General features: G+C 59.2%; 20 protein-coding genes and 1 tRNA gene. 9 read left to right on the top strand and 12 right to left on the bottom strand.

Annotation, left to right across the window (positions count from 1 at the left end):
* The first annotated feature begins 155 nt into the window (after nucleotides 1-155).
* Together ACN0SY_RS02505 and ACN0SY_RS02500 are read left to right on the top strand one after the other, a co-directional pair.
* Entirely contained in the window at nucleotides 156-1,856 is a 1,701-nt protein-coding gene (locus tag ACN0SY_RS02505) for an MBL fold metallo-hydrolase (protein ID WP_417684180.1), read from the top strand.
* The gene (locus ACN0SY_RS02500; protein WP_417684179.1) at nucleotides 1,857-2,561 is read left to right on the top strand and encodes a class I SAM-dependent methyltransferase; all 705 of its coding nucleotides are present in this window, start codon (nucleotides 1,857-1,859) and stop codon (nucleotides 2,559-2,561) included.
* Between the two features lie 21 nt (nucleotides 2,562-2,582).
* On the opposite strand, the gene neuC is transcribed toward ACN0SY_RS02500, so the two are convergent.
* The 7 genes from neuC to ACN0SY_RS02465 form a co-directional block, all read right to left on the bottom strand.
* Nucleotides 2,583-3,701 carry a UDP-N-acetylglucosamine 2-epimerase gene (gene neuC / locus ACN0SY_RS02495; RefSeq protein ID WP_417684178.1) on the bottom strand — a complete coding sequence of 373 codons (1,119 nt, stop codon included), beginning with the start codon at nucleotides 3,699-3,701 and terminating at the stop codon, nucleotides 2,583-2,585.
* A 16-nt stretch (nucleotides 3,702-3,717) separates the two neighbouring features.
* Nucleotides 3,718-4,749 carry an N-acetylneuraminate synthase family protein gene (locus ACN0SY_RS02490; RefSeq protein WP_417684177.1) on the bottom strand — a complete coding sequence of 344 codons (1,032 nt, stop codon included), beginning with the start codon at nucleotides 4,747-4,749 and terminating at the stop codon, nucleotides 3,718-3,720.
* Nucleotides 4,749-5,435: a cytidylyltransferase domain-containing protein gene (locus tag ACN0SY_RS02485; RefSeq protein WP_417684176.1), complete on the bottom strand. Its 687-nt coding sequence runs from the start codon at nucleotides 5,433-5,435 to the stop codon at nucleotides 4,749-4,751. The genes ACN0SY_RS02490 and ACN0SY_RS02485 overlap by 1 nt, the downstream gene beginning before the upstream one ends.
* Nucleotides 5,436-5,439: 4 nt before the next feature.
* Nucleotides 5,440-7,299, bottom strand: a complete 1,860-nt coding sequence (locus ACN0SY_RS02480; RefSeq protein ID WP_417684175.1) for a tetratricopeptide repeat protein — start codon at nucleotides 7,297-7,299, stop codon at nucleotides 5,440-5,442.
* A gap of 173 nt (nucleotides 7,300-7,472) precedes the next feature.
* Nucleotides 7,473-7,547, bottom strand: a tRNA-Val gene (locus ACN0SY_RS02475).
* 139 nt (nucleotides 7,548-7,686) lie between these two features.
* Complete coding sequence (gene gph, locus ACN0SY_RS02470; protein WP_417684174.1) at nucleotides 7,687-8,355, bottom strand: phosphoglycolate phosphatase; 669 nt, start codon at nucleotides 8,353-8,355, stop codon at nucleotides 7,687-7,689.
* Between the two features lie 94 nt (nucleotides 8,356-8,449).
* Nucleotides 8,450-10,204 (bottom strand): methyl-accepting chemotaxis protein, encoded by a 1,755-nt coding sequence (locus tag ACN0SY_RS02465; RefSeq protein WP_417684173.1) that lies wholly within the window; start codon nucleotides 10,202-10,204, stop codon nucleotides 8,450-8,452.
* A gap of 365 nt (nucleotides 10,205-10,569) precedes the next feature.
* Between ACN0SY_RS02465 and rpiA the strand changes: the two genes are divergently transcribed.
* From rpiA to gor, 3 genes are all read left to right on the top strand, one after another.
* Nucleotides 10,570-11,265 carry a ribose-5-phosphate isomerase RpiA gene (gene rpiA, locus ACN0SY_RS02460; protein ID WP_417684172.1) on the top strand — a complete coding sequence of 232 codons (696 nt, stop codon included), beginning with the start codon at nucleotides 10,570-10,572 and terminating at the stop codon, nucleotides 11,263-11,265.
* Nucleotides 11,266-11,338: 73 nt separating this feature from the next.
* On the top strand, nucleotides 11,339-11,848 hold the full coding sequence (locus tag ACN0SY_RS02455; RefSeq protein ID WP_417684171.1) for a DUF2059 domain-containing protein: 510 nt from the start codon (nucleotides 11,339-11,341) through the stop codon (nucleotides 11,846-11,848).
* A 155-nt stretch (nucleotides 11,849-12,003) separates the two neighbouring features.
* Nucleotides 12,004-13,380 (top strand): glutathione-disulfide reductase, encoded by a 1,377-nt coding sequence (gene gor / locus ACN0SY_RS02450; protein ID WP_417684170.1) that lies wholly within the window; start codon nucleotides 12,004-12,006, stop codon nucleotides 13,378-13,380.
* A gap of 97 nt (nucleotides 13,381-13,477) precedes the next feature.
* On the opposite strand, the gene ACN0SY_RS02445 is transcribed toward gor, so the two are convergent.
* The 4 genes from ACN0SY_RS02445 to ACN0SY_RS02430 all read right to left on the bottom strand — a co-directional run bounded on the left by ACN0SY_RS02445 (nucleotide 13,478) and on the right by ACN0SY_RS02430 (nucleotide 19,407).
* Entirely contained in the window at nucleotides 13,478-15,013 is a 1,536-nt protein-coding gene (locus tag ACN0SY_RS02445) for a diguanylate cyclase domain-containing protein (RefSeq protein WP_417684169.1), read from the bottom strand.
* A gap of 217 nt (nucleotides 15,014-15,230) precedes the next feature.
* The gene (locus ACN0SY_RS02440) at nucleotides 15,231-16,598 is read right to left on the bottom strand and encodes a flavin monoamine oxidase family protein (RefSeq protein WP_417684168.1); all 1,368 of its coding nucleotides are present in this window, start codon (nucleotides 16,596-16,598) and stop codon (nucleotides 15,231-15,233) included.
* Nucleotides 16,588-18,075, bottom strand: coding sequence for a diguanylate cyclase domain-containing protein (locus ACN0SY_RS02435; RefSeq protein WP_417684167.1), 1,488 nt, complete (start codon nucleotides 18,073-18,075; stop codon nucleotides 16,588-16,590). Before ACN0SY_RS02435 ends, ACN0SY_RS02440 begins: the two co-directional genes overlap by 11 nt.
* 111 nt (nucleotides 18,076-18,186) lie before the next feature.
* On the bottom strand, nucleotides 18,187-19,407 hold the full coding sequence (locus ACN0SY_RS02430; protein WP_417684166.1) for an aminotransferase class V-fold PLP-dependent enzyme: 1,221 nt from the start codon (nucleotides 19,405-19,407) through the stop codon (nucleotides 18,187-18,189).
* 64 nt (nucleotides 19,408-19,471) lie between these two features.
* On the opposite strand from ACN0SY_RS02430, the gene ACN0SY_RS02425 reads away from it, so the two are divergent.
* Nucleotides 19,472-20,068, top strand: a complete 597-nt coding sequence (locus ACN0SY_RS02425) for a gamma-glutamylcyclotransferase family protein (RefSeq protein ID WP_417684165.1) — start codon at nucleotides 19,472-19,474, stop codon at nucleotides 20,066-20,068.
* Between the two features lie 2 nt (nucleotides 20,069-20,070).
* Here ACN0SY_RS02425 and ACN0SY_RS02420 read toward each other — a convergent pair whose 3' ends face one another.
* Nucleotides 20,071-20,793: a VIT1/CCC1 transporter family protein gene (locus ACN0SY_RS02420; RefSeq protein WP_417684164.1), complete on the bottom strand. Its 723-nt coding sequence runs from the start codon at nucleotides 20,791-20,793 to the stop codon at nucleotides 20,071-20,073.
* A 426-nt stretch (nucleotides 20,794-21,219) separates the two neighbouring features.
* On the opposite strand from ACN0SY_RS02420, the gene ACN0SY_RS02415 reads away from it, so the two are divergent.
* The 3 genes from ACN0SY_RS02415 (at nucleotide 21,220) to ACN0SY_RS02405 (ending at nucleotide 25,039) form a co-directional block, all read left to right on the top strand.
* On the top strand, nucleotides 21,220-22,602 hold the full coding sequence (locus ACN0SY_RS02415) for a class II 3-deoxy-7-phosphoheptulonate synthase (protein WP_417684163.1): 1,383 nt from the start codon (nucleotides 21,220-21,222) through the stop codon (nucleotides 22,600-22,602).
* A gap of 151 nt (nucleotides 22,603-22,753) precedes the next feature.
* Nucleotides 22,754-23,296: a response regulator gene (locus ACN0SY_RS02410; protein ID WP_417684162.1), complete on the top strand. Its 543-nt coding sequence runs from the start codon at nucleotides 22,754-22,756 to the stop codon at nucleotides 23,294-23,296.
* 48 nt (nucleotides 23,297-23,344) lie between these two features.
* Nucleotides 23,345-25,039, top strand: a complete 1,695-nt coding sequence (locus ACN0SY_RS02405; RefSeq protein ID WP_417684161.1) for an NAD+ synthase — start codon at nucleotides 23,345-23,347, stop codon at nucleotides 25,037-25,039.
* The last annotated feature ends 135 nt before the right edge of the window (nucleotides 25,040-25,174 follow it).

Here is a 25,174-nt window from a genome sequence, read left to right as displayed (position 1 = left end):
GCGCAGTTCTTCGAGATGGTGCTGTATCGGTGCAAAGACGGGTGCTACCACGCCCCGTGTGCGGACGACGCGAGCAAGACGTGACATACTCCCAGCAGGAACGAATCTGTTTCCTGTGCCATTCACAGCTGGAACGGAGTATCAGAGGTCTCCGCATGGGACATATCTGGCAAAGATTTGTAGAGGCAGGGGCGACGTTTACCGCCGGTGCGAGCGAGCGAACGGTGCAATTGTCGGACATTGGTCCGGGATTGACCAACTTCGACGACTGGTTCGTTTTTCAAGGTGGCGACGAGATCAGGATCTACGACCGCGTTTGCGATCATGCCGGTGGACGGCTCATTTCAAACAATGGCCGGATTTCCTGCCCCATGCATGGCTGGACCCTTGATCCCTCTATCGGCAGCTATGTCAACGTCAACTGCGCCAAGGCGCCTCTCAAGGTCTGCCGCAAATCCGAGATCGAGAATGGCCAGATCCGCTTTTCGCTGCCGGACAGCAGGAGGGACCTTGCCGGGTTCGATGCCGAGCAGCATGTCGAAGTCGAGTTTCTCAACCACGCCTGCCTGCTGATACGCACGGAAGGCCTGCAGTTCGCAACGGATCCCTGGCTGATCGGGCCAGCCTTTTCGAACGGATGGTGGCTCAGCCTGCCAACGCCGGAAGACGCCTTCAAGCGGCTCAACGCCTGCGATTTCCTGTTCATTTCCCACAATCACCCGGATCACCTTCACCGGGAAACGCTCGAACACGTTCGCAAGGATATGCCGATTCTGACTGCCGCCTTCGAGACCGGTTCGACCGTTCGCTATTTGAAGGAAATCGGCTTTACGGATATACGCGCAGCCGGATTCGATACGCGGCTCGAGGACCGCGAAAGACAGATCGCGCTATCGGTGTTGAAGAGCGGTGACTTTCGCGATGACAGCGGCTTGCTGGTGGAGATCGGTGCCTTCAGTGCGCTCTTGTCCGTCGACGCGAATTTCGTCGACTTCCATCGCTTCCCGACGAACCTGACCCTCTTCTGTTCGGCCTTCGCTTCCGGCGCCAGCGGGTTTCCCCTGTGCTTCGAGACATACGGGGAAGACGAGAAGAAGCGGATCATGACGCGCAACTGCAATGTTGTCCGTCACATCAATTTCCAGGCGCTCGACAAGATGAAACCAACGGCGTTTCTGCCCTATGCCGGTTTCTTCACCGAGGCTGCGAAGCGCGACGCCTACATCAAGCAGAACAATCGCAAGAACAGCGTTGATAGCTATGCTGAAGGCTGTGCCGAGCGGGGTGTCCATCTCCTGGATGTGACGAACTCGGACCGGTTTGTCTTTGAGGGAGCGGAATTCAAGCGCCAGGAGAGGCTGGAACTCGAACCGATAAGGGAAATCGAGCCTGATGCCTATCTGGCTGCGGTCGAAGAGCAGTTCGGTAGCACGGACCTTGAGGAGGTTCGGGCCTATTTCCTCGAATCGGGTTTCGCCAAACCCCTCAATCTGCTCATTCGCCTGACTGAAGATGACTTTGAGGCGGGGGAAGAGGCGTTTTCGATCAGCTTTGACGACAGCGGTCCGGTCGACGTGGTCTCCCTGGACAAGCTTGGGTTCGAAACTGCCATGAGCGAGCTGGAGAGATTTCTTGCCATTCGCATTCGCAAGGCCGAGTTCAACAGGGTCATTCGTCTGGGCCTGCCCTGGGAGGATCTGTCGATCGGCTTCCAGTGCCGCGTCCAGCGCAAGCCGAACATCTATCACTCTGATTTCTGGTATCACTTTTCCAATGTCTATGTGAACGACAAGGTGCGGCGCGAGTCATTGAATTGCGATGCCTGCGTTCGGCTCCAACAACAGCTGGTGGTATGAATGACGAGCGCTGACACGCGGCAGAGCGAGTGGGACGACGCCTACCAGCGCGGCGACAACTTCCTGTTCTACCCGAACGAGGAGGTCATCCGCTTCTTCGCGCGCAAGGTCGCCAAGCGCACGGGGATCAACGAAATCCGTTATCACTCAGGCTTTGGTACGCAGACACGTGTTCTCGATTTCGGATGCGGTATCGGGCGGCATGTGAAGTTCGCTAAGGAACTGGGGCTCGACGCCTGCGGTATCGACCTCTCCGTTCATGCCATTTCGACCGGACGGGAGTGGCTCTCCGGGTGCGGCTTCGAGGCCGCTGAAGATCTTCTTGTCCAGGGGGAGGGCGGGGCACTGCCGTTCGACGACGGTTCCTTCGACATTGCCGTCTCCCACGGAGTTCTCGACTCGATGCCCTTTGCAATCGCGCTGGAGTGTATGGCCGAAATCAGTAGGGTCCTGAAACCCGGTAGCCTGTTTTACCTTGATCTGATCAGCAATGACGACACGGATGTCGAACCCGGTTTTTCCTCGGAGGTCGTTGTAGAGAAGCAGCATGAGATCGGAACGATCCAGAGCTACTTCGATGAGGCCAAGATCGACCGTCTGCTTGGCAATAGCTTTGATCTGATCGAAAAGGTCCACGTCCAACGCCGGGATATCACGGCCAATACGCGGGGCGGTCGCTATCACCTCATCGCGAGCCGTATCTGACAGTTACACTGGGTGCCCCGGTCAGCCCTGATAGAAATATTTCTGCTGGCTGGCGGTCCAGAAGGCCTCGCTTTCCAGAACCTCAACGAAACGCTGTGCCGCGTTGCCTGCGCCGAAGGACACGTCAGCGTCGAACCTTTGTCCCCAGCGGTCCTTCAGGAACGCCTTGATTGTTTCGACATCAAAGGCGGTTGCGTCGGTGATCGTCAAGGATCTCGACCGAAGGTGCTGGCGCGAGCCGATGTTGAGGCTCGGTACTCCAAGGAACGGAGCCTCTCGCACGCCGGCACTGGAATTGCCGACCATGACGCTTGCCTCTCGCATCAGCGTGGAGAAATAGGAAAAGCGCATGCTGGGCAGGCAGCGGAACCTGTCCTTGGGCAGCTTTTCGATTTCCGCGAAGATCTCTTCGCTTCCCGGGTCGTTGTTGGGCAGGATCACTACGAAACAGCGGCCGCTGTTTTTCAGGCAGGTGAAGAGATTGCGTGCCTGCTCGCCGATCGTGTCGCGCTCGGAGGTGACCGGGTGGAAAACCGCGATGCCGAACTCCTTGAAAGGGATCTCGTAGCGTTCGCGCACCTGGGCCATGGCAATGCCCGTTCCCTGCAGATGGATGTCGAGCTCAGGGGACCCGATGGTGAAGACGGCCGAAGGCTCTTCACCAAGTGTGATGACGCGCTCGCGCGCGTCTTGTGAACTGACGAAATGATACGTGCACAGCTTGGTGTTGCAGTGTCTGTAAACCTCATCGATCGTGCCGGACACCTCGCCACCTTCGACATGGGCGCAGCGAATGTAATTGGTCGCGCAGACCAGAGCCCCAGCAAGGGCCTCGATACGGTCGCCATGAATGACGGTAAGGTCTGGGCGGTACTCGTGCACCCAGTCGGAAAGACCGAGTATGGTCTTCGATAGAATAACGTCCTGCGGGTCGCCGATGCGCTGGTTGATGAATTCCTGGCGCTTCACGCCTGCAACACGTTCGACTTCCAGGCGGGTGGAGCCGTAGCGCTCGAGCATGTGCATTCCGGTAACGAAGAAGGTGACGTCATGGCCGGCGTCGCGTGCGGCGACGGCAAGCGGTTCCAGCTTGCCGAAGTCGGCCCGTGTGCCGGTCAAAAACAGCAGCTTTCGTCCCATGCGCCTCCCTCCGGTTTCAGCTTTCGAAGTCGTCCCAGCGCAGTTGTTCGTTCCGCTTGCGCGCCCGCTTGAGGGTCTTCCCGATTAACTTGTCGAAATCGCCGACCGGAATTTCCCCGTTGCCCGGTCGCCGTGCCCAGATGTCGTCAGGAGCGATAATCTGGCCGGCCTCCAGATCCCGGTCCGCGACGATCGAGCCGCGGGCAAAACGATAGACGTCCTCTTCGGGCGACGTCCGCTTCTTCTCGTTGTGGAGCGCCGTATGGATTTCCCGCGAGCGGTCGATCAGAAAGCGCAGCTCAGCCGGGTCCATCGAGCACGAAATGTCCGGGCCCTTGCGATAACGGGTATCGGTAAAGTGACGTTCCAGGATACAGGCGCCGAGAGCGACGGACGCCAGCGCCATTTCCGGTCCGATACTGTGGTCGGAAAAGCCGACGACGGCATTGGGGAAGGCCTTCTGGAGATCGGTCACGCCGCGCAGCGAAACGATTTCCGGCGGGGACGGATAGAGATTAGTGCACTCAAGCAGCGCGTAGTCGAGGCCCGACTGGTCGAGAATGTCGACCGACGGCTGGAGGCTCTCGAGCGTCTGCATGCCGGTGCTCATGATGACCGGCTTGCCCAGGCGGGCGATATGGCGGATCAGGGGCAGGTGGTCGCATTCGCCGCTGCCGATCTTGAACGCGGGAACGCCGATCGAGGCAAGGAAGTTTGCGGCCGCGCGAGAAAACGGCGTCGAAATGTAGATCAGGCCGAGGGACTCGGTGAAGGTCTTCAGCTCCATTTCGGCATCGGGCGGCAGGGCGCAGCGGCGCATGACCTCGTAGATGGAGACATCGGCGTTCGGCGGATAGATGTCCTTTGCTTCCGCAGTCATCTCGTCATCGACGAAATGAGTCTGGTGCTTGACCATCTCGCAACCGCTCGAAGCTGCGGCCTGTACCATTGCCTTGGCAACGTCGAGATTCCCGCCGTGATTGATGCCGATTTCGGCGATGACGAGCGGCGGATTGTTGGGGCCGATCTCCCGGTGAGCGATTTTCATTATGTTTTTCCTGCGGAGATAGTTTCAGCGCAATGCAAGAAGTCCGTCTCGGTGTCGATGTCAATGGCTTCCTGCTCGGAAATCTGGATAGCCTTAACATTCTCGGCCGAAAAATCGCCCTCGCGCAGAAAACGGCTTGCTGAAAATACGTAGAGTGCACCGTTGGGACGCACGACCTCCGGAAGCGACTGCCGGTTGGCAAAACAATATTCGGGCTTCGACAGCGGAACGAAGCGCCCGGTTTCAAGCTGTCCCCATTTCAGGACTCCCCGGTCGGCCGGCGAAACGCTCATCACCAGCGAGGTGGTGCGCGCATCGAATAGGGCCAATCCCTTGCGCACTGTCTCCGCGGTGCGCAGGGGCGATGTGGGCTGGAGCAGCACAACGGTTGCAATGCCCGGTCCGAGGCGGGGGAGCAGATCGTTCAGAACCTGAGCCATCGTGACCTGGTCGCCGGCAAGGTGTTCGGGGCGTGGAACGATCTCGACGCCTGCCGGCAGGTCGTGGCGGAAGATTTCCTCGATATCCGTCGTGATGACGATACGAGTTATCCCGGCTTCGCGCGCTGCGTCGACGCTGTGCCGGTAGAGCGGCTTGCCATCAAGAAGACGCGTGTTCTTTCCCGGCAGTCCCTTCGAACCGGATCGCGCCGGAATGATGGCAACGACGTCGGAGCCTTCCGTCATGGCGTTATAGCCCGACCCGCTTGAACCGGGCCTCGGGAGACCATGTCTCCTTCCAGGCTTCGAGCCGGCTGACAAGCTGCGGCACGAGCTCGGCAACGAAGTGGCCGGGCTGGACGACGGTGTAGATCATCTGGTCGTACCAGGGCGGCAATTCCTCACCGAGGAGGAAGTGACTTGCCGGTTCCCCGAACGTCCAGCAGGGAACGTTCTGGCAGCCTGCGATTTCTGCCACGCTCGTATTGGCTGAAATGATCAGGTCGCAGCAGTTGGCCAGCGCAGCCGCATCCTGAAGGTTGTTGAACTGATCCACGTCATCGAAATGAATGAAGTTCGCCTTCTTGGCCTCCTGCATGAAGCGGACTTCCTTCTTGATCGCGAGATACTGCAGGTTCAGGAAGATGACGTCTTCGACTTCGACGATAGGGGAAAAATCGGGCGCCGAGAGGTAGTTCTTCGCGCGGTGAGGCGCAAGGTTCCGCGACCGCCAGGAAACGCCGACGATCGGCTTCTTGTCCGCTTCGGGAATGCGGCCGTAAAACTCACGCACCCGTTCCGGTGAGACCTTGTAGACCGGGTGTTTGATCCGCTTGAACGAGGCGGTGTCGGGTCTCAAATGAGAAGCCAGATCCGCCATGCTTATCTGGACGTCATAGTCGTCTGCCGTCGGGAGCATCGTGCCGGTTTCGAACGTCGCGAGCCTGACGGTCGCCTCCGGGAAGCTGTCACGGAAAGGTGCCATTAGCTTTTCGGACGTCTCGATGATCACCTTGCCCGCCCGCTCGATGATCTCCGGTATCAGTGTGCCGCAACGCAGCGCATCGCCGACGCCCTGGTCGTTCCACACCATGATCGTCTTGTCGGAAATGTCGGACCCGTCCCACATCGGGCGATCGAACTTTCTCAACAGAACGGACGTATGTCCTTCGAAGAAACGGGCATGGTGATATTTCCACCCCTGCTTCAGATCCCCCTTGCCGAGATAGGCCAGTGACAGGTTCCACTCCGCCGCCGGCAGTGGCGTGGTGGAATGGGCAAGAGCACTTCGGAAGCTGCTGATCGCGTCGTCATATTGGCAAAGGGCGTGCTGTATGACCCCCAGCGTGACGAGACGATGCTTGTTGCTGTTGTCTTCCCGAACCGCTCGCTGTGCCGCTTCCAGCCCCCGGAAGGATTCGCCGAGCCGGAACATCAGCCTTGCCATCTCGTGATGAAGGTCGCCGTTGTCCGGGAACCGCGCCAGGGCATCATTCAGTTCTTCTTCGGCGCGGTCGAACTGCTGCGCTTCGAACCGGCATCGCGCCCGCTGCAGGTAATTTTCCGGGTTGTTGGGTTCCAGCATGGTGCACTTGAAGAACAGTGCGACCGCCTTGTCGTGGTCCTTGTTGTCGCGCAGCATGATGCCGTAGTTGCGGTACGCCTCGACATAGTTGGGATACTGGACGATCAGTTTCTGGAAAATCGCCTCGGCTTCTTCCTTCATATCGAGCTTCGACAGGCTTATTGCCTGCAGATTTTCGGCCTCGATCAGGTTGGGGCTTAAGCTGAGCGCCTTTTGTGTCAGTGCCAGGATACTTGTGGTGTCCGAGTTCGGGATGTCGGACATCGCCCGCGCAAGGTTCGCGTAGAAAGGGCCCCGGTCATTGGCGATCTTGATCGCCTTCTGAATGTATTCAATGGCGCGATGAGGAAAGCCGAGTTGCCGGTAACATACGCCCAGAAGATGATTGGCGTCCGCATTGTTCGGCAGTTTTTTCAGAACCTGCTTGTATAGCCGCTGCGCCTTTTCGATCTCGCCCGCCTTTTGGAAGGCAAGGGCCTTCTCCATCTTCTCCCGCAAGGGGTTGGCAGCGGTTTTGAGGGCCATGGTCCGTCCGAGCAAGTTCGTTTCAAACAAGAATCACTTGCCGCACAGTTTAGCAGCACACGGCTGCCATCGTGGCGCCATCCACGAAAACCAATCAGGTTTCCGCAGATTTCGGAGCATTTCGCTGCAGGCAGACATCGGGTCGACGGCAGGAACTGTAATTTCTAAGGAAATGGTGGGCGATACTGGGATTGAACCAGTGACCCCTCCCGTGTGAAGGGAGTGCTCTCCCGCTGAGCTAATCGCCCGTGGCCGTTTCGGCTGGTTGCGGGTGTTTACTGGATCAATGGAGCAGATGCAAGCGCTTCGAATATGATTTGGAGGCTTGGGCAGACACCCCGTTTACAGCGCCCGGATCCGCGGAGTTGAACCGGACCATGCTATGGTTCAGGCGCGCGCACCGACAGTTGCGATGGCCGAAGCCAGTTCATCGAAATGGGAAATCACCTTGTCGGGGCCGAGCTGTTCGACCGGCACAGGCGTATAGCCGAAGTCAACGGCAATGACGGGGATGCCCGCGGCGCGGGCGGCGTCGATATCAGTGACGGAGTCGCCGATCATCACCGAGCCTTCGAGCGTACCGCCGGCCCGTTCGATAGCACCCAGCACAGGGGCAGCGTCCGGTTTGGGGCGCGCAAACGTATCGCCTCCCACGACAGCGTCGAAGTGCTGCGTCATATCGAGTGCCTGAAGCAGGGGCAGCGTAAGCCTTTCAACCTTGTTGGTGCACACGGCGAGACGCCAACCCTGTGCCCGGAAGTCCTCAAGCGCATCGATCACACCTGGAAATGGGCGGGTGAAATCGGCGATATGAGCCTCGTAGTAGTCGAGAAAGCGGGTGTAGAGCGGCTGAAGGCTTTCTTCCGTCCAGGTGACGCCGTTCGCTTCCAGCCCGCGCTGCAAGAGCACCTTCGCCCCGTGCCCCACCATGGAGCGCACGCTTTCCGGCGCGATTGCCTTGTGACCTTCTTCAACGAGCACCGCGTTGAGAGTGGCGGTCAGGTCATCCATCGAAGACACGAGGGTGCCATCGAGATCGAACACGAGCACGGACATATTGCTTCCTTCAGCTGGTGCGCGTCGAAGCGCCTCCCGGCTGATTATCTGCTTCGCTGCCCGGCAACAAGCTCTTCCGTCGAGCTATAGCGTACTAGAGCTTGTAAGCGGTTCTGAAGCCGCCCCAGTGACGGCCGCCGATCACGATCGGAGCATCAATCTCGCGCATCCAGATGAAATTGCCGTTGCCCATGTCGCGGGCATAGGACTGGATCAGGAAAGGCCGGGTATTGCGTCCGGCGCTTAGGCCCGCGCGGTCATCGAAAATACGCTTGTTTCGGCAATTGGCGGCGTTCCAGGCCGGATCGTCCGGTCGCTGCGGATGGGAATAGACCTTGTTGTGAACAGGCAGGTAGCCGTTGCGGTCAACCGCTGCGCAGAAGGCCATGCTCGTGTCTGTGGCGAGCAGTTGCTCCTGGATCTCCGGCAGAAACGCTTCCAGCTGGGCGATGTAGTTGGTGTCGAACTGAGGCGGGTTGGAACCCTTGACCGGCCGGTAGTTGGTGTCGAACAGGGCATCCTGCGAGATCTTGCCCTTCGCGACCATGTCTTCCAGCGCTTCCGAAATCTTCGCCGCGGCTGTCTGGGCTCTTTCCACGTAGATTTCGTGGGCTTCATGAATTTCCCGGAGCTTTCGTCCGACAGCTTCCATGAAGTCTTCGCTTGGGTTGGTGAAGGAGCAATGCACTCCGTGCTGGGAGACATTCTCGACTGTTGCATTGCAGGCTCCAAGGCCGGCCATGCTCAGCTCGAGCAGGTGACCCGGAGAAACCGGGACGGCCTCTGCGGTCTTGAAGAGGACGCCGCCTTCCGAAATATCGATGGTCTCGAAACTGTAGCTGTTGCCCGACGCAACAGCCTGACCGCGCAGCTTCACGGGCAGCCGGTCGGATTTTCTGCGGTCACCCAGTGCACTTTGCCGGATCATCATCGTGAAGCGATTGCCAAGGTTCTGGGCAGAGGCTTCCATTTCCGTGGAAACTTCCGAAGCTTCGCGTGCGACTTCGACGGCATCATTGGTTGATGCGTCGATTGCGTCGACGCGCGTTGTGACATCCTTGATGAACTCGGCGGTTTCGCTGGCACGCTCCCCGATCTGGCTGGTCGTGCCGATCTGTTCCTGGACAGCAGCCTCGACCGCCGCGAAATTTGGCCTGATCTGGCCAATGACGTCGATGATGCGGTTGACCGAGCCGATGCTGGCTTCGGCAGACACTTTCAGCCGATCGATATTGGCAACGATTTCATCCGTGGCGTTCTGGGTCTCGACCGAGAGGGACTTGACCTCGTTGGCCACGACCGCAAAACCCTTGCCCGCTTCGCCCGCGCGCGCTGCTTCGATGGTCGCGTTGAGCGCTAGCAGGTTCGTTTGCTTCGCCACATCGGAAATCAGTCGCACGACATTGGCAATGTCTTCGATCGCGTTCTTGAGGTCCATGACGCCGGTATTCGCTTCGTCTGCGACCTCCCGTGCCTGCTCGGCCAGCCGGTTGGATAGATCGACCTGCTTGCCGATCTCGTTGCTTGATTCCGCAAGCTCGGCAATCGAGTTAGCCAGGCCGGAGGCGTTGGCCGAAGCAGATGAACTTTGCTCACGAAGAGCACTGCTTTCCGACTGAATGTGGCTAAGAAGCTGGATTTGTTCGGAAATCTTTTGCTGGACGGCGTTGGCTACTTTGCTGATGTCTTTCGCAGCGACGTGCAGGTCATCCTCGATGGCATCGAGCGCGAAGGACATCATCGCCCGGTCTTCACCAGCGTCGTGGTGTTGTGCGGGCGTAGGCGCAACCTCTTCAATTACTTCAGGAATATCGTCTCGAATGCTGCGTTTCAGTCGAAGCAAGTTCATTTAATAATGGCCCCTTTGACCAGCAGTCGTTAAATTGCAGGTTCCAAGATAATTTTAAAATAATGGTCAAATGATTAACCACGATGATTGCTAGTGCCTTAACGTCCTCTGAAGTGAATTTCAGAGAGGCGTAGAAAAACCGGACCAAATGCTTTTCATTCGCGCCCCCAGACGAATGGCGTGGGCAGGGGAATTTCCGTTGCTGGCGGTCTTTGGAAAGGTGGGCTTTGAGCTTTGCCCTCCCGCGAAGCCGTGTTAATCAGCGCGCATGAATGGTCCGGAATGTCATTCCGGCAGCCACAAGCGTATAACGCCTCACGGATCGCACGCGAGCCGGATCAGAGGTACTGAAGGGAAATACAGGAATGAGCGACGACTGGAAGCGCCTTGCTGCCGAACGTGCGGTTCAGGATGTTCAAGACGGCATGAAGCTTGGCATCGGGACCGGGTCGACAGCCGAGCATTTCGTTCGCGCCCTGGGCGAACGGGTGCGTGCCGGGCTGAAGGTCATTGGTGTGCCGACATCCGAACGCACTCATGAACTGGCCAAGGCGGAAGGCATTACGCTCACGACGCTTGAAGACGAACCTGAGCTTGATCTGACCATCGACGGAGCGGATGAGATCGATCCGAACCTCGTGCTGGTAAAGGGCGGAGGCGGCGCCTTGCTGCGCGAGAAGATCGTCGCAGCTGCATCCGGCCGCATGATCGTGATCGCCGATGGCAGCAAGCTTGTGGACGTGCTGGGTGCTTTTCCGCTGCCGATCGAGGTGAATTCCTTTGGTCTGGGTGCAACGTGGAAGGCAATCGAGACCTGCCTCGCAGAAAACGATCTTTCCGGTGAATTGGTTCTTCGCGGCGGTAAAGAACATCCTTTTGTCACAGATGGCGGCCACTACATCATCGACGCTCATCTGGGAAAGATCCCGCACCCGGCGTGCCTTGCCGATGATCTGGCTGCGATTCCGGGCGTTGTGGAACACGGTCTGTTTATCGGTCTCGCCAGCAAGGCATATGTTGCCGGGCCCGATGGAGTGAAGACCGTCGAGGCCAAAAGCTGAAATTCCCGGAAATTGAGTTTTGGAATTTGATGGCAGGTGGCGTAAAACGACCTGTCCGTTATGGAGTTCGATTATGAAACTTAAGTCCCTGCTGTCCATCGGCCCTGTCGTTGGTGCTGCTCTGTTCGTCGCCGGCCTTGCTCCGGTCCAGGCCCAGGAAAAGGAGTTTTCCGAAAGCCACATCGACGCAGCCCGTCAGGTCGTGACAGCGACCAAGGCTCTGAGCTCTTTCGATGACATCCTTCCGCTGCTCGCAGAGCAGACCCGGACTCTGTTCATTCAGTCCGATCCCTCTCGCACGCAGGAAGTGGTGGATGTATCGACTGAGGTGGCACTGAAACTCGCTCCCCGCCGGGCCGATCTGAACCGTATTATCTATGAAGTCTGGGCACGTCGGTTCTCGGAAGAGGAGCTGCTGCAGCTGGCCGATTTCTACCGCACGCCGCTCGGCACCAAGCTTGCCGAAACCGGTCCGTCCATCACCGCGCTGGCGATCGGTGCCGCGCGCCAGTGGCAGGACACGATCTCGACCGAAATGGTCGCTCTGGTGCGCGAAGAGCTGGACAAGCGGGCCGCACAGTAAGGTCCGATTGAGGGCCGGATCACCTCGACGTGATCCAAGGTGTTTTACAAGGCCGCGTATGCGGCCTTGTTTTTATGCCGCGCCCGACCGACATGGGCGACGAACGAAAGAAGAGAAATACCGCCTGCGGACAGGCGGCAGGGACCGAGGTTTCCATGAGCGAATTCGACTATGATCTCTTTGTAATCGGTGGCGGTTCGGGCGGCGTTCGTGCCGCGCGCATCGCAGCGACCCATGGTGCCCGTGTCGGTATTGCCGAAGAATTCAGATACGGCGGTACCTGTGTCATCCGCGGTTGCGTTCCCAAGAAACTGTTCGTCTATGCCTCGAAGTTCTCGGAAGAGTTCGAGGATGCGGAAGGGTTCGGCTGGAGCGTTGGCGAACGCGCATTCTCCTGGGAGAAGCTGGTTGCCGCCAAGGATCAGGAAATCACGCGGCTGGAAGGTATCTACCGTCGCAACCTTGAGCGCACCAATGTCGAATTGCACGACAGCCGGGCGGTGGTCGAGGGGCCCAATTCGGTTCGTCTTCTGGCAACCGGTCAGCTGATCAGCGCGAAGTACATCCTGATCGCCGTCGGTGCATCACCGAATGTGGATGAAAGCCTGGAGGGCGGCGAGCACGTCATCACCTCCAACGAGGCTTTCAACCTGGCAGAACTGCCGCAGAGGGCCGTCGTAGTCGGCGGTGGCTACATTGCGGTGGAGTTTGCCGGTATCTTCAACGGTCTCGGCGTCGAGACCACTCTGCTCTACCGCGGCGAGGAGATCCTGCGCGGCTTCGACATGGACCTGCGCACTGCCGTGCGTCAGGAAATGGAGAAGAAGGGTATCAAGGTCATTTGTGGCGACAACCTGAAGCAGATCGTCAAGAACGCTGACGGCAGCCTCACGGCAACGACGGACAAGGGTGTTCGTATCGATGCCGACCAGATCATGCATGCAATCGGCCGCCGGCCCCACACGGTCGGTCTGGGCCTGGAAAGTGCCGGTGTCGAGATGGATCGCATCGGCGCCATCAAGGTCGACGCTGCCTCGCAGACATCCGTTCCCTCGATCTATGCTGTCGGTGATGTCACCAACCGCGCGAACCTGACGCCGGTCGCCATCCGCGAGGGCCATGCCTTTGCCGACACCGTCTTTGGCAACAAGCCATGGACCGTAGACCACAGCCTGATCGCCACGGCAGTCTTCTCGCAGCCGGAACTGGGCACTGTCGGTCTCAGCCAGGAAGAGGCTCTCAAGCGCACGCCGAACCTGGATATCTACAAGTCCAGCTTCCGGCCGATGAAGCACACGCTGTCCGGCCGCGATGAGAAGATGCTGATGAAGATCATCGTCGATGCGGACACGGACAAGGTCCTGGGTGTTCACATCATGGGGCCGGATGCCGGTGAACTGGCCCAGGTACTCGGGATCACGCTCGAAATGGGAGCGACCAAGGCCGACTTCGACCGCACGATAGCCGTTCACCCGACAGCCGCAGAGGAACTCGTCACCATGCGGGAGCCGACGGAGCAGCTGCGGGGGTGATGGAACCCGGCTAACATTGAACTTGAAAGCATGCCGCCGGGAGGATCTCCCGGTGGCATTTTTGTTTCTTGCAGGGCGATTGGATGAAGTTGACCGCTCAGGACGCTTCCTGAAAGGAGGATGAAACACCTGGCTTGAGGCGCGGCTTTTCAAGATCGTCAGCGTCGGGAAGATCCTCGGCAAAGAACATCCGCCCGCGGCCGGTTTCCTTGGAGTGATAAAGTGCAGCATCTGCGGCCGCGACGAGGCTTTCTCCGTCTACGCCCTGATCAGGCGCCAGCGAGATTCCGATGCTGAGACCGATATGAGCGTCGATGCCGTCGGGCAGCGGGATCGGTTCGCTGATCGAGGCGATGAGAGTATCTGAGAGCTTGGTGAGGCCGGCGCGGTCCGTCACGGTGCGCATTATTACCACGAACTCGTCACCTCCGACACGTGCCACCAGCCCTCCGCGTCCGACTACCTTCGTCATGCGCCGGGCAACGGCCTTGATGACCTCGTCCCCGGCCGCGTGGCCGTAGGTATCGTTGACGGCCTTGAACTTGTCGAGATCGCAATGGATCACGGCGAAGGACTTGTCGGGGAGCGCCTTGACGGACGTGTCCAACACCCGGTTGAACTGGAGACGATTGGCAAGACCCGAGAGCGTGTCGTGCAGCGCCAGGTAACGGTTCTGACGTTCGCTTGCCTGCAACGAGCTGGTGAGCTTCCCGATCCGCCAAGCAATCCCGAAAGCGAGGATCGCAAGCAGGATCGACAGAACCAGAATGACAGGGACCACCGTCCGCCAGATTGTTTCTGATCTCGTTTCGCTGATCCATCGGAAATCGCCGAGTGCCGATCCCGTCATGTCCGTTACCGAATGGATTGGACCCGCGCCCGTCGGCAGGCCACCTGCATGAAACTCCATCTCGCCAAAAGAGAGCTGGGAATTGATATCTGCAATGAAGCGCTGATCGATGAATTTTGCCGAGATCAGGATCGTGGGAGGCCCTTCAGGCAGGCGCACTTTTTCCTGATCGGGAATGATTGGCATCGCGCCGACCATCGCCGGCTTTCCGTCGATCCTGAGAAATCCGATGGCGGCATACTCCGAAGGGTCGAGACCCTGGATGGACCGATAGCTGTAGCCACCGGGAACCCGTACCCGGTTTTGCTCGAACAATTCCCGCGCGCGCTGAAGGACCGGCAGCACTTCAGGCGTCTCCGCGAGCGGACGCTGTGTGATGTGAGTGTAGTCGGCGAAGGTCTCGGCAATGATCATGTCCTTGCCTGAAACCACGAGTGTCCGGTTGTGGCCGTGGTCGGTCCAAAGGCTGCCGATATGCTCGCGAACGAATTCGTAGTCGAAGTCGAGAACGATGCGATTGACCGCCTCGTCCCAGCGCGCGACGGCAAGCTGTTCGCGAACGACAAGGCGCATGCGATCTTCCAGCGCATTGCTGAACAGGCGCTCCTCGTTCAGGACCGCCTGGCGGTTGGAAGCGTGGGAAGCGATGTATCCGACGAACAGCAGAGAGACCGCGGACACGGCGATCAGAAGCGCGGCAAGGAGAAATGCGAGCCGCGAAATGTGATGGCGCGGAGCAGCAAGTTCCTTGTCCGAATATCTGCGATTTCTCTGCTCTGCCACAATGCGCCTTGTTGTCTGAAGTTTTCCAAGGCCCCTTATAGGCTTCGACGGGTTAAGACGCGGTCATCTGCCGTTGCGAAACGAAGGGTCTTTGCATTAACGCTAACAAAATCTACTGGAGGTCCTGTTCTTCAGCGCTAGCGGTTTGCGCAGCCTGCGTAGGGTCGGTTGCGTGGGAATTTTTCTCGGTGCTGACAGCAGGGCGCGAACCCGGTTGTCAACGCGCGGTCAGGAGTCTTTCTGCTATTTGGAGCCCACTCAGATAGGCGCCGTGAACAGTTCCCCGATAATCGGCGCTCGTATGCTCTCCTGCAAAATGGAGCGTCGCGCTTGCGGAACTTCCTAGGTTTGCGAAATCCTTCGGACGGCTGCCATAAGCCGCAAAGGAGTAGGCGCCGCGGCAAAACGGATCCTGCGACCAGGCAGAGCGCAGAAAGTTGTCTGGCGCCGGGATGTCCGTGCCGAAAAGACGTCGCAGAACTGTCATTGCTCCGGCGACCAGATCGTCGTCGGACTGCCGGTCCGCCGAAATTGCGGCGTCTCCGGCGCAGATCATCATCAGCGTCTTCTGACCGGTCAGTGCATTCAGGTTGACGATCGTCGGCCATTCACCGCGCCTTCGACTGGCATGAAACAGGAAGTGCGGTTCTTCGGGCCAGAATACATGATCGAACGTCAGGGCCAGCTTTGCGACCTGTCCGAACCCGAGCCGTTTGATTGCTTTCTCGTGGGATTTCGGAAGTGCTGGCGAGAAGGCAATGGACCCGGCCTTGAGGACGCCCAGCGGTACCGCGCAGATGACATGATCGGCTGTGTAGCTGGCCTTCGCGGTTACGACGGTCGCCTTGACGTCGTCATGGCGAATTTCGAGCACAGGTTCGCCGAGCCGGACGGCGAGGCCATGTGCCAGGAGCTGAGTTATCTGGTCGTAGCCCTGCAGCAGGATGACATCGGGACCACCAAAGGCATCATCTTCGTCGAGAGCATGGGCCGAGAGATCCTCGAGACGTCCGCCCGTGTCGGCCTCGGTATCCGCGGCCGCAATGGCGCGGAGCAGGGGATCGTCCAGAAAATCGCGTTCCAGAAGGGTTATTGCTCGTACAAGCGGGCGATCGTCATTTGCGTCATACGTTTCATCGATGCGCTCGAGGAGTTCCGCATAGGTGTCTTCAGCATCGACAAGCGCTGTATCGGTCAGGACGCGTCCATCTGGACCAAAGCCAATAAGGCTGTCGTAGTCCGTCCGGGCGAAGTTCGCACCGGCCTTTCTGGCAAGTGCGGTAATCGGATTGCCGTTGATGCCGTGGATCCAGTTTGCTCCGCGCTCCAGAACCTGTCCGAACGAACGGAAGGTATCGATCCGCCCGCCGATCCTGTCGCGAGCCTCAAGGATCGTGACATCCCAACCAGCGTCGGCCAGCGTCCGTGCGGTGGCCAGTCCGGAAATCCCGGCGCCGATGACGATCGCCGACTTTGCAGAAGCGGAAGTCGCAGCCAGGGCCTTAGGGGGCTTGCCGAGCGACTGGGTCAGCGTCGCGAGCGTCAGCATCTGACAGAGCTGACGGCGTGATATCTCACGCGGCATCGGTCTTGGAATTCTCGTCGGCAGGGGCGTGGAAGACAGCCTGGTTGCGCCCGCCATGCTTGGCCTTGTAGAGAGCGGCATCCGCCGCCGTGAACAGGTCCGCCTCGCTCGCCCCGTCCTCCGGAGCCACTGCGACGCCGAGGCTGATGCCGACATCGGTGCTGACACCCGGTTCGATCTCGATCGGTAGAATGATTGACTTCAGGATGATGTCACACAGTCTGGACAACGACGGGTTTGCCGTGGCGCGGGTGATCAGAATGACGAACTCGTCGCCGCCGATACGTCCCACGATCCCGAGGTTTCCCACGGCGTCCTGAAGCCGGTGCGCGACGGTTCTGATCACCATATCGCCGGCTGAGTGTCCATACGTGTCGTTGACAGCCTTGAACCGGTCGAGATCGCAACACAGCAGGGCGAAGGGGCGTTCCGGTAGTTGGTCGATGGCATAGGCAAGGTGGTCGGTAAAATGGCGACGGTTTGCAAGGCCGGTGAGTGGGTCGTGCTGGGCAAAATAGCGGTTGCGCTCTTCACTCTCTTCCAGTGAATTCGAGAGTTTTCCGATTTTGCGTACCAGCAGGTAGGCGGCAATTGCCAGGACGGTTGCCAGAAGCATCACGATCGGAACGATGGTGCGGAAGATGCGCGGACCGGGTTTCTGGCCATCCCACTTGAAGACGCCGAAAGCAGATCCGGCAGAATCCTTCACAAGCCAGTCCGTGGGATGCGGGCGCTCGGGCACGCGTTGTTCGAATCTGAGATTTGGGAAGGAGAGCTGAGCGTTGAGATCGGCAAGGAAGGCAGCATCGATGAAGCGGGCCGAGATCAACACGATCGGTGCACCTCCTTCAAGCGTGACATCCCCATCGTCCGGAACGATTGCCATCGCGCTCATGAGCACGGGGCGCCCCTCTAGAAGGCCAAACGAGAATGCCCCCACCCGATGGGCCTGCGACGGCGTGACCGTGCGCTGGGCAAAGCCACCGTCGATTTCGATGCGGTTGTCGAAGTAGGTCTGGCGGCTGCGCTCGGCAATCACCACCAAAGGATCCCTGTCGGAGAGTGTCTTCCTTGAGAAGGAAACGCTGTCCCTGGAAGCGGATGCAAGCACGGTGTTGTCAGGTGCAAGCAGGATGTTGTACTCAATTTCGAAATCGTACCAGAGCGAACTGAGAAATTCGTCGCGCACAAAGGAACGATCGAAGCCACGGCTGATCTTGGAGACCGAGCGATCCCACTGTGTCACGGTCAGCTGTTCCTGGGCGATATCCGTGTGCCGTTCGCGCAAGGCGTTCTCGAAAAGCTGACGTTCGTTATCAAGAGCCTGGCGATCCGCTTCCCGTGACGAGATATGCCCGACAAACACGAGCGAGGCCGATGCAAGGCCGATCAGAAGCGCGGCCAGCAGGAAGACCCAGTGGTTGAGCTTCAGTCGCGGCCGAGCGACTTCAAACGAACTTCCATTTCCTGGCGTCACTGTTCCCTCATCCCCACGGGTTTGACCGATGACGATGAAAGACTAGCGAAAAATCCTTAATTCCGAATGAGAGCGGATATTGCGACTCCGAACAGGATTATTAGTGTTTCGTTAGATCGTTCGAGCTTTGCCCGCGCTTACCACTGTCAGCACTTCCGTGATCTCGTCCTCTGTATTGAACGCATGGACGGATGCTCGCACCAGCGCGGAGAGGCCTCGGGAGGGCAGGTCGATCTGCGCCGATGTCGCTTTTGAGACCGAAACATTTATGCCGTTTGCGGATAGCCGCTGCTTTGTAGCCAAGGGGTCTTCGCCCTCGATCGCAAACGTGACGATACCGCCCTTGCGAAGGCCCTTGTCATGCACCGAGACGCCGGGTAGGGCGGCAAGGCCCTCGCGAAGCTGTGCGCCAAGGTCGATGATCCTCTCCGAGATCTGCTTCATGCCGATCTTGAGCGCATAATCTGCCGCAACGCCAAGCCCGATCTGCCCGGCGAAATAGCGTTCCCAGTTCTCGAAGCGCCGCGCACCTGGCTTCAGCTCGTAGCTGTCCGGGCCGGTCCAGGACGTTGCCTCCAGGTCGACGAAGGGCGGCTCCAGCTGATCAAGAACAGCGTCGCTGACATAAAGGAAACCGGTACCACGGGGACCGCGCAGGTACTTGCGCCCCGTTCCCGAGAGCATGTCGCAGCCGATTTCTTGAACATCGAGTGGGATTTGTCCTGCCGACTGGCACGCGTCGAGAAGATAGAGAATCTTGTGCCGGCCAGCGATTGCGCCGACCTCCTCGGCCGGGTTGATCAGTCCGCCGAAAGTGGGAATGTGGGTCAGTGCGATAAGTCGTGTCTTGGGTGTGATCGCGGCTTCCAGGGCCTTGAGGTCGATCTGGCCATGCTCATCGTCCTCGATCAGATCGATTTCGATGCCCTTGAGCCTCTTCATCTGCAGGAGGGCGACGAAGTTCGAGACATATTCCGCCCGGCCTGTGATGACGCGATCACCCGGGCGGAAGTCGATGCCATAGAAAGCCATGTCCCAGGCACGCGTGGCATTTTCGATGAACGCGATTTCCGACGTCTTGGCATTCAGCAGTGCTGCGATGCTGGAATAGAACGCATTGTGCTCGGGAAGATGCTTGTCGTGGGCTTCGTAGCCGCCGATCTCCGCCTCGAGATCCAGGTGTTTCTTGACGGCCTCAAGAGAAGGAGCCAGGGCAAGACCGGTGCCCGCGTTGTTGAAATGGATGCGTTTGGTGCAGCCCGGAGTATCTCGCCGCAGCGCCTCCACCTGACTTGTTGAAAGGACAGAGGCGGCGGACTTGGAAGAAGACATGCGCTGGATCCGTTGTGCAAGGTCGGTCTTTACGGCGGGCTGCTCGGAACCCTAAAAAGGTCCCATGACAATCTCCTATTTTGGTTACGGCTCCCTGGTCAATGTCGAGACCTTGAATCGCGGGGCGAGTGTCCGGCCAGGCACGCTTGACGGGTGGGTTCGCGAATGGCGAATTCGCGGCCACAGCCCGCAGACCGGTGGCGTCTGCTCACTGACGGTCGCACCTGAAGCTGGTGCGTCCATCCGCGGTGTTGCCGTTGTCGAGCCGAAGGAAGGTTTAGAGGCGCTTTCGCGGCGTGAATGGAAATACGATCGGGTCCAGGATATCGGCCGGGCGTTCCGTTGCGACGCGTCAGGCAAACCGGGGCCGGAGGGTATGTTCCTGTTTCGCTCAAAGCCGGAGTTCACGGACTGGGGCGACGAGGACCACCCAATCCTCCAAAGCTATGTCGATTGTGTGCTGGCGGGTTTTCATGCCTTCTGGGGGGAAGAGGGGGTGGCCAACTTCATCGGGACGACCCGTGGGTGGCACGTGCCGATCCTCGCAGATCGGGACTGCCCTCGGTATCCGCGCGCGGTCAAACTTCGCCGTGACGTGAGAGAGCTGATCGACACGCTGCTCTCGGAGCAGGGTGTCATCCACCTGAAACCGTCCGCCTGACGTTAGGTGACCAGACCATGGAGCAGGTAACCGACAATCCAGGCGATGCCTGCCGCCGCCATGCCGATGGCCGTGGTCTCCAGACCGGACATGTACCAACTTTGAGTTGACCACTTTGCCTTTATCGAGCCGATCAGGAAAAACGCGCAGGCCGTCGAGAGAGAGGTGATCAGCCCAGAGGCCTGCCAGCCGAACACAAAGGGAAGAAGCGGTAGGCTGCCGCAGATGATGAAGGCTGCGAAAGTGGCGATTGCAGCTTTCATGGCCGAGCGCTGGGCTGAGCCAAGACCATATTCCTCCTGCATCATGGTCTCGATCCAGGTTTGCCTGCGGGAGGTGATGATCGCAACAAGGGACTCAAGTTCCTGGCCCTCATATCCCTTGGCCTTGTAGATCTGCCGGATTTCCTCCCGCTCTCCGTCAGGTTCGAGGCGGATATGCTTCTCCTCGATAGACTGAAGCCGGTGATAGTCCGCTTCCTCGGTCTTGGTCCCCGAGTAATTGGCGGCAGCCATCGAAAAGCCGTCCGCAAGAAGATTGGCAAGGCCGAGGATCAGGACGATTGTCGATGAAAGGTTGGCTCCAAGAGAGCCGGCGACGATCGCGAACGTGGTCACTGCACCGTCAATGCCGCCGTAGACCCAGTCGCGCAGATAGCTGATGTTGGGGCCATCGCGCAGGCGGTCGGCGATGTCGTCGGGTGCGTGGCTATGTTCCAGGGGCATGGCGTCCTGTGCTTGGCTGGTCTTGGCTCCGTCTGAGGCGAGCGTTTCAGGGTTCGCGCCCCCGCGCAATAGGGGGAAACCTGAATGGACCTGTCCACGGATACAGGGAGATCTCGATTTCATACTCGCAAGAGCATGAGTGCCGATACGGCAGGCGGACCGGAAATCCCGATCCTGGGGATGCATTGATGAAGTTTGCTCAACGAATATTGTCAAATACGAAATGAACTAATTAGTTCAATTGATCAAATGCTTAGTCGGGCCGATTTCTTCATGTTCTGGCGGTGGTCTTGACTGGGTCGGCAGTGTATAACCCGCCATTCCAGTTCGTTTTGAGCCTTTCAGGGTCAGGCGGCTGGGTTCTTGTATCTAATGGGATCATTGAAGTGTTGATGGGGCAGACGGCCCCTTTCAGGAGTAGTTGAAATGGCGGACAAGTGGACACCGGACAGCTGGAGATCCAAGCCGATCTTGCAGGTGCCGGAATATCCCGACGAACAGGCCCTGGCGGACGTTGAGCAGCGTCTGTCGACCTATCCGCCGCTGGTTTTTGCAGGTGAGGCGCGTGATTTGAAGCGCCAGCTTGCCAATGTCGCGGCCGGAAAGGGGTTCCTCCTTCAAGGTGGTGATTGCGCGGAGAGCTTTGCGGAGCATCATCCCGATCACATTCGCGACTTTTTCCGCGTCTTCCTGCAAATGGCCGTCGTGCTCACTTATGCCGCCAGCCAGCCGGTTGTGAAGGTGGGCCGCATCGCCGGCCAGTTCGCCAAGCCGCGCTCGTCCAATACGGAAACCAAGGACGGTGTTGAGCTGCCGAGCTACCGCGGCGACATCATCAACGATATCGAGTTCTCCGAGGCGGGCCGTATTCCCGATCCTGCCCGTCTGAGCATGGCGTACCGCCAGTCGGCGGCGACACTCAACCTGCTGCGTGCCTTCGCGCAGGGCGGTTTCGCGAACCTCGACCAGGTGCACCAGTGGATGGTCGGCTTCATTTCCGATAGCCCGCAAGGCCATCGGTACAAGGAACTGGCCGACCGGATCACCGAGTCGCTCGCGTTCATGCGTGCTTGCGGCATCGACTCCGGTTCGGTTCCCCAGCTGCGTTCGACCGATTTCTTCACCAGCCATGAAGCCCTGCTTCTCGGCTACGAGCAGGCGCTGACCCGCGTCGACAGCACTTCTGGTGACTGGTACGCCACCTCCGGCCACATGCTGTGGATCGGCGACCGGACCCGCCAGCCCGATCATGCCCATGTGGAGTTCTTCCGCGGCATCAAGAACCCGATCGGTCTGAAGTGCGGCCCCTCCATGTCTCCGGACGGTCTGCTTGAACTGATCGACATCCTGAACCCGGAAAACGAACCGGGACGCCTGACCCTGATCGCGCGTTTCGGTGCGGACAAGGTCTTCGACCATCTGCCGCAGCTTGTTCGGGCGGTGGAGCGGGAAGGCAAGTCTGTCATCTGGTCCTGTGACCCGATGCATGGCAACACCATCTCGGCCGGCGGCTACAAGACCCGTCCGTTCGATCGCATCCTGAAGGAAGTGGAAGCGTTCTTCGCGGTTCACCGGGCCGAGGGAACCCATGCTGGCGGCATCCATGTGGAAATGACCGGCCGCAACGTGACCGAATGCACCGGCGGTGCCCATGCGCTCACCGCCGACCAGCTCGGCGACCGGTATCACACCCACTGCGACCCGCGCCTCAACGCGGACCAGGCGCTCGAGTTGGCTTTCCTCGTCGCGGAAAACCTGAAGAAGGAACGCGACGGCCGCCAGGCGGCGCCGGTGGCCGTGAACGGCTGATCCTCGCTGATCAGGGCGATGATTTCAAAGGGCGGCTTTAGCCGCCCTTTTTCTTTGCCCGGGATGATCCGATTATCGATAAATTTGGTAAGTCACCTTTAACGGCGCATCCGCAATACCACTCGTGTGAGTTGTTTGTGGGGACAACGAAATGAACAAGCGCTGGGACCTGTCTCAGGTCTCTTTCCTTGTTGTCGAGGACAACATGCACATGCGCAGCATCCTGCGCTCGGTGCTCAGCGGGTTTGGCGTTCGGCAGATCTATGAGGCTGCCGACGGCGCCGACGGGCTTGAGATCGTTCTGGACAGAACTCCGGATTTCATCCTGGTCGACTGGGCGATGGCACCAGTCAGCGGAGCGGACTTCATCAAGATCCTGCGTTCGGAGGCCGACCGGATGATCAATACCACCCCTGTCATTGTCGTCAGCGCACATTCGCGCAAGGCTACCATTCTTGAGGCGGTCAAGCTCGGGGTTCACGGTTTCATCGCCAAGCCCGTTTCTCCCTCCGTTCTCTATAATCACATCGGAGATATCCTCTACAAGCAGTCACTTCATGGCCGCTGCAAGGGGGTGTTCGGCACCACGCAGCCAACCGAGCGCAAGGGCAATGTCTCCGTGACGGATTTGAGCCGTCCTGCGCCTTCCTCAATGGGCCGGAAAGAAGATGCACTGTCGATGGCGCTGCTTTAGGCGCCGGTTCTGATTGCCAGTCTTTCGGAGGCGGGGTAAATCAGCCGTATGACACGTCCTGCCTCAAAAGATTCTGTCGATGGCCGCTTCCGTCTTGCGGTCGCCCAGCTCAACCCGACCGTTGGCGATGTCAGCGGCAATGCCGGGCTGATCCGCGCTGCGCGCCATGAGGCCGCTGCTGCGGGCGCCGATCTGGTCCTTTATTCGGAACTGATCGTCGCCGGGTATCCGACCGAAGACCTCGTCCTCAAGCCTGCTTTTGTCCGTCGCTGCATGAAGGCGGTCGAGGACCTGGCGAGCGAAACGGCCGATGGCGGTCCGGCAATGCTTGTCGGGTCTCCATGGAAGGACGACGAGGGCAATGTCTACAACGCTGTCGCATTGCTCGATGGTGGTGAGGTCAAGACGGTCCGGTTCAAGTATGACCTGCCCAACTACGGCGTTTTCGACGAAAAGCGTGTCTTCAAGGCGGGACCGCTTCCGGGTCCGATCGATTTCCGCGGCGTTCGCATCGGGGTGCCGATCTGCGAGGACATCTGGAAGGACGAGGTCTGCGAGTGCCTGGCCGAGACAGGCGCCGAGATCCTGCTTGTGCCGAATGGTTCACCTTACTGGGAACACCGGGCAGACGAACGCCTTCAGGTCGTGGTCGCGCGGGTCGTCGAAACCGATCTGCCCATGGTCTACTGCAATCAGGTGGGCGGCCAGGACGAACTTGTCTTCGATGGTGGTTCGTTCGCGTTGCAGGCAAATCGGACCCTCGCATTCCAGATGGGCCAATTCCAGACCGGGGTCGGGATTTCGGACTGGGTCCGAAATGACGATGAAGCCTGGGTCTGCGAGAACGGTCCCGTTAGCGTCCTGCCGGGGATCGATGAGGCCAACTGGCGCGCCTGCGTCATGGGTCTTGGCGATTATGTCGAGAAGAACGGCTTCCCGGGGGTGATCCTCGGCCTGTCTGGTGGCATCGATTCAGCGGTTGTGGCTGCGATGGCAGTTGACGCGCTGGGACCGGAAAAGGTCCATGCGATCATGCTGCCGTATCGCTATACGTCCCGTGAAAGCATCGTCGACGCCGATGAATGCGCGCGTGCTCTCGGCATCCGCCACGACACGGTGCCGATTGCCGAGCCGGTGGAGGGGTTCGGACGGGTACTTGCGTCCATGTTCTCCGGCTGCGAGCAGGATACGACCGAGGAAAACCTCCAATCGCGTGCCCGGGGCGTCATTTTGATGGCCATCTCCAACAAGTTCGGCTCGATGGTGGTGACGACCGGCAACAAGTCGGAAATGTCGGTTGGCTATGCGACGCTCTACGGTGACATGAACGGGGGCTTCAACCCGATCAAGGATCTTTACAAGACGCAGGTCTATCATCTGGCGGCATGGCGAAACGGGCATCGTCCGGCCGACCTTCTGGGGCCGGGTGGCGAGGTCATTCCGCGCAATATCATCACCAAGGTTCCGAGCGCCGAACTCCGGGAAGGGCAGACTGACCAGGACAGCCTGCCGCCCTACGATGTTCTGGACGATATCCTTGCCTGTCTCGTCGAGCGGGAGATGTCTGTCAGCGAGATCGAGAAACGCGGTCACGACCGGCAGCTGATCCACCGGATCGAGCATCTGCTTTACATCGCCGAATACAAGCGTCGTCAGGCGCCTCCGGGCGTGAAGATTACGGAGCGCAATTTCGGCCGCGATCGCCGCTATCCGATCACCAACCGCTTCCGCGACCGGACTTGACCCCGGGTTCCGGGCGGACGTAAGCTAACTGAAGCCGCGATTGCCGGGATCGCGTTCATTTGACGCGACCTGGCGCCTATCCGACATTGATTTCTGAGTTTCCGCCCATCAGGTGCCGATGGGCGATCCTGCCTC

The sequence above is a fragment of the Roseibium sp. genome (assembly GCF_048261595.1).
In the GTDB taxonomy this organism is placed as follows: Bacteria; Pseudomonadota; Alphaproteobacteria; order Rhizobiales; family Stappiaceae; genus Roseibium.
This window is presented reverse-complemented; position numbering and strand designations above follow the sequence as displayed.

Excerpts from the sequence above, each read along its gene's own strand:
- ACN0SY_RS02480 (WP_417684175.1), bottom strand. The coding sequence starts at position 7,299 with ATGGCCCTCAAAACCGCTGCCAACCCCTTGCGGGAGAAGATGGAGAAG.
- ACN0SY_RS02430 (WP_417684166.1), bottom strand. The coding sequence starts at position 19,407 with ATGTCTTCTTCCAAGTCCGCCGCCTCTGTCCTTTCAACAAGTCAGGTG.
- ACN0SY_RS02440 (WP_417684168.1), bottom strand. The coding sequence starts at position 16,598 with ATGCCGCGTGAGATATCACGCCGTCAGCTCTGTCAGATGCTGACGCTC.
- ACN0SY_RS02420 (WP_417684164.1), bottom strand. The coding sequence starts at position 20,793 with ATGCCCCTGGAACATAGCCACGCACCCGACGACATCGCCGACCGCCTG.
- ACN0SY_RS02485 (WP_417684176.1), bottom strand. The coding sequence starts at position 5,435 with ATGACGGAAGGCTCCGACGTCGTTGCCATCATTCCGGCGCGATCCGGT.
- ACN0SY_RS02410 (WP_417684162.1), top strand. The coding sequence starts at position 22,754 with ATGAACAAGCGCTGGGACCTGTCTCAGGTCTCTTTCCTTGTTGTCGAG.
- ACN0SY_RS02490 (WP_417684177.1), bottom strand. The coding sequence starts at position 4,749 with ATGAAAATCGCTCACCGGGAGATCGGCCCCAACAATCCGCCGCTCGTC.
- ACN0SY_RS02500 (WP_417684179.1), top strand. The coding sequence starts at position 1,857 with ATGACGAGCGCTGACACGCGGCAGAGCGAGTGGGACGACGCCTACCAG.
- rpiA (WP_417684172.1), top strand. The coding sequence starts at position 10,570 with ATGAGCGACGACTGGAAGCGCCTTGCTGCCGAACGTGCGGTTCAGGAT.
- gor (WP_417684170.1), top strand. The coding sequence starts at position 12,004 with ATGAGCGAATTCGACTATGATCTCTTTGTAATCGGTGGCGGTTCGGGC.
- ACN0SY_RS02405 (WP_417684161.1), top strand. The coding sequence starts at position 23,345 with ATGACACGTCCTGCCTCAAAAGATTCTGTCGATGGCCGCTTCCGTCTT.
- ACN0SY_RS02465 (WP_417684173.1), bottom strand. The coding sequence starts at position 10,204 with ATGAACTTGCTTCGACTGAAACGCAGCATTCGAGACGATATTCCTGAA.
- ACN0SY_RS02425 (WP_417684165.1), top strand. The coding sequence starts at position 19,472 with ATGACAATCTCCTATTTTGGTTACGGCTCCCTGGTCAATGTCGAGACC.
- ACN0SY_RS02415 (WP_417684163.1), top strand. The coding sequence starts at position 21,220 with ATGGCGGACAAGTGGACACCGGACAGCTGGAGATCCAAGCCGATCTTG.
- neuC (WP_417684178.1), bottom strand. The coding sequence starts at position 3,701 with ATGGGACGAAAGCTGCTGTTTTTGACCGGCACACGGGCCGACTTCGGC.
- ACN0SY_RS02455 (WP_417684171.1), top strand. The coding sequence starts at position 11,339 with ATGAAACTTAAGTCCCTGCTGTCCATCGGCCCTGTCGTTGGTGCTGCT.
- ACN0SY_RS02505 (WP_417684180.1), top strand. The coding sequence starts at position 156 with ATGGGACATATCTGGCAAAGATTTGTAGAGGCAGGGGCGACGTTTACC.
- gph (WP_417684174.1), bottom strand. The coding sequence starts at position 8,355 with ATGTCCGTGCTCGTGTTCGATCTCGATGGCACCCTCGTGTCTTCGATG.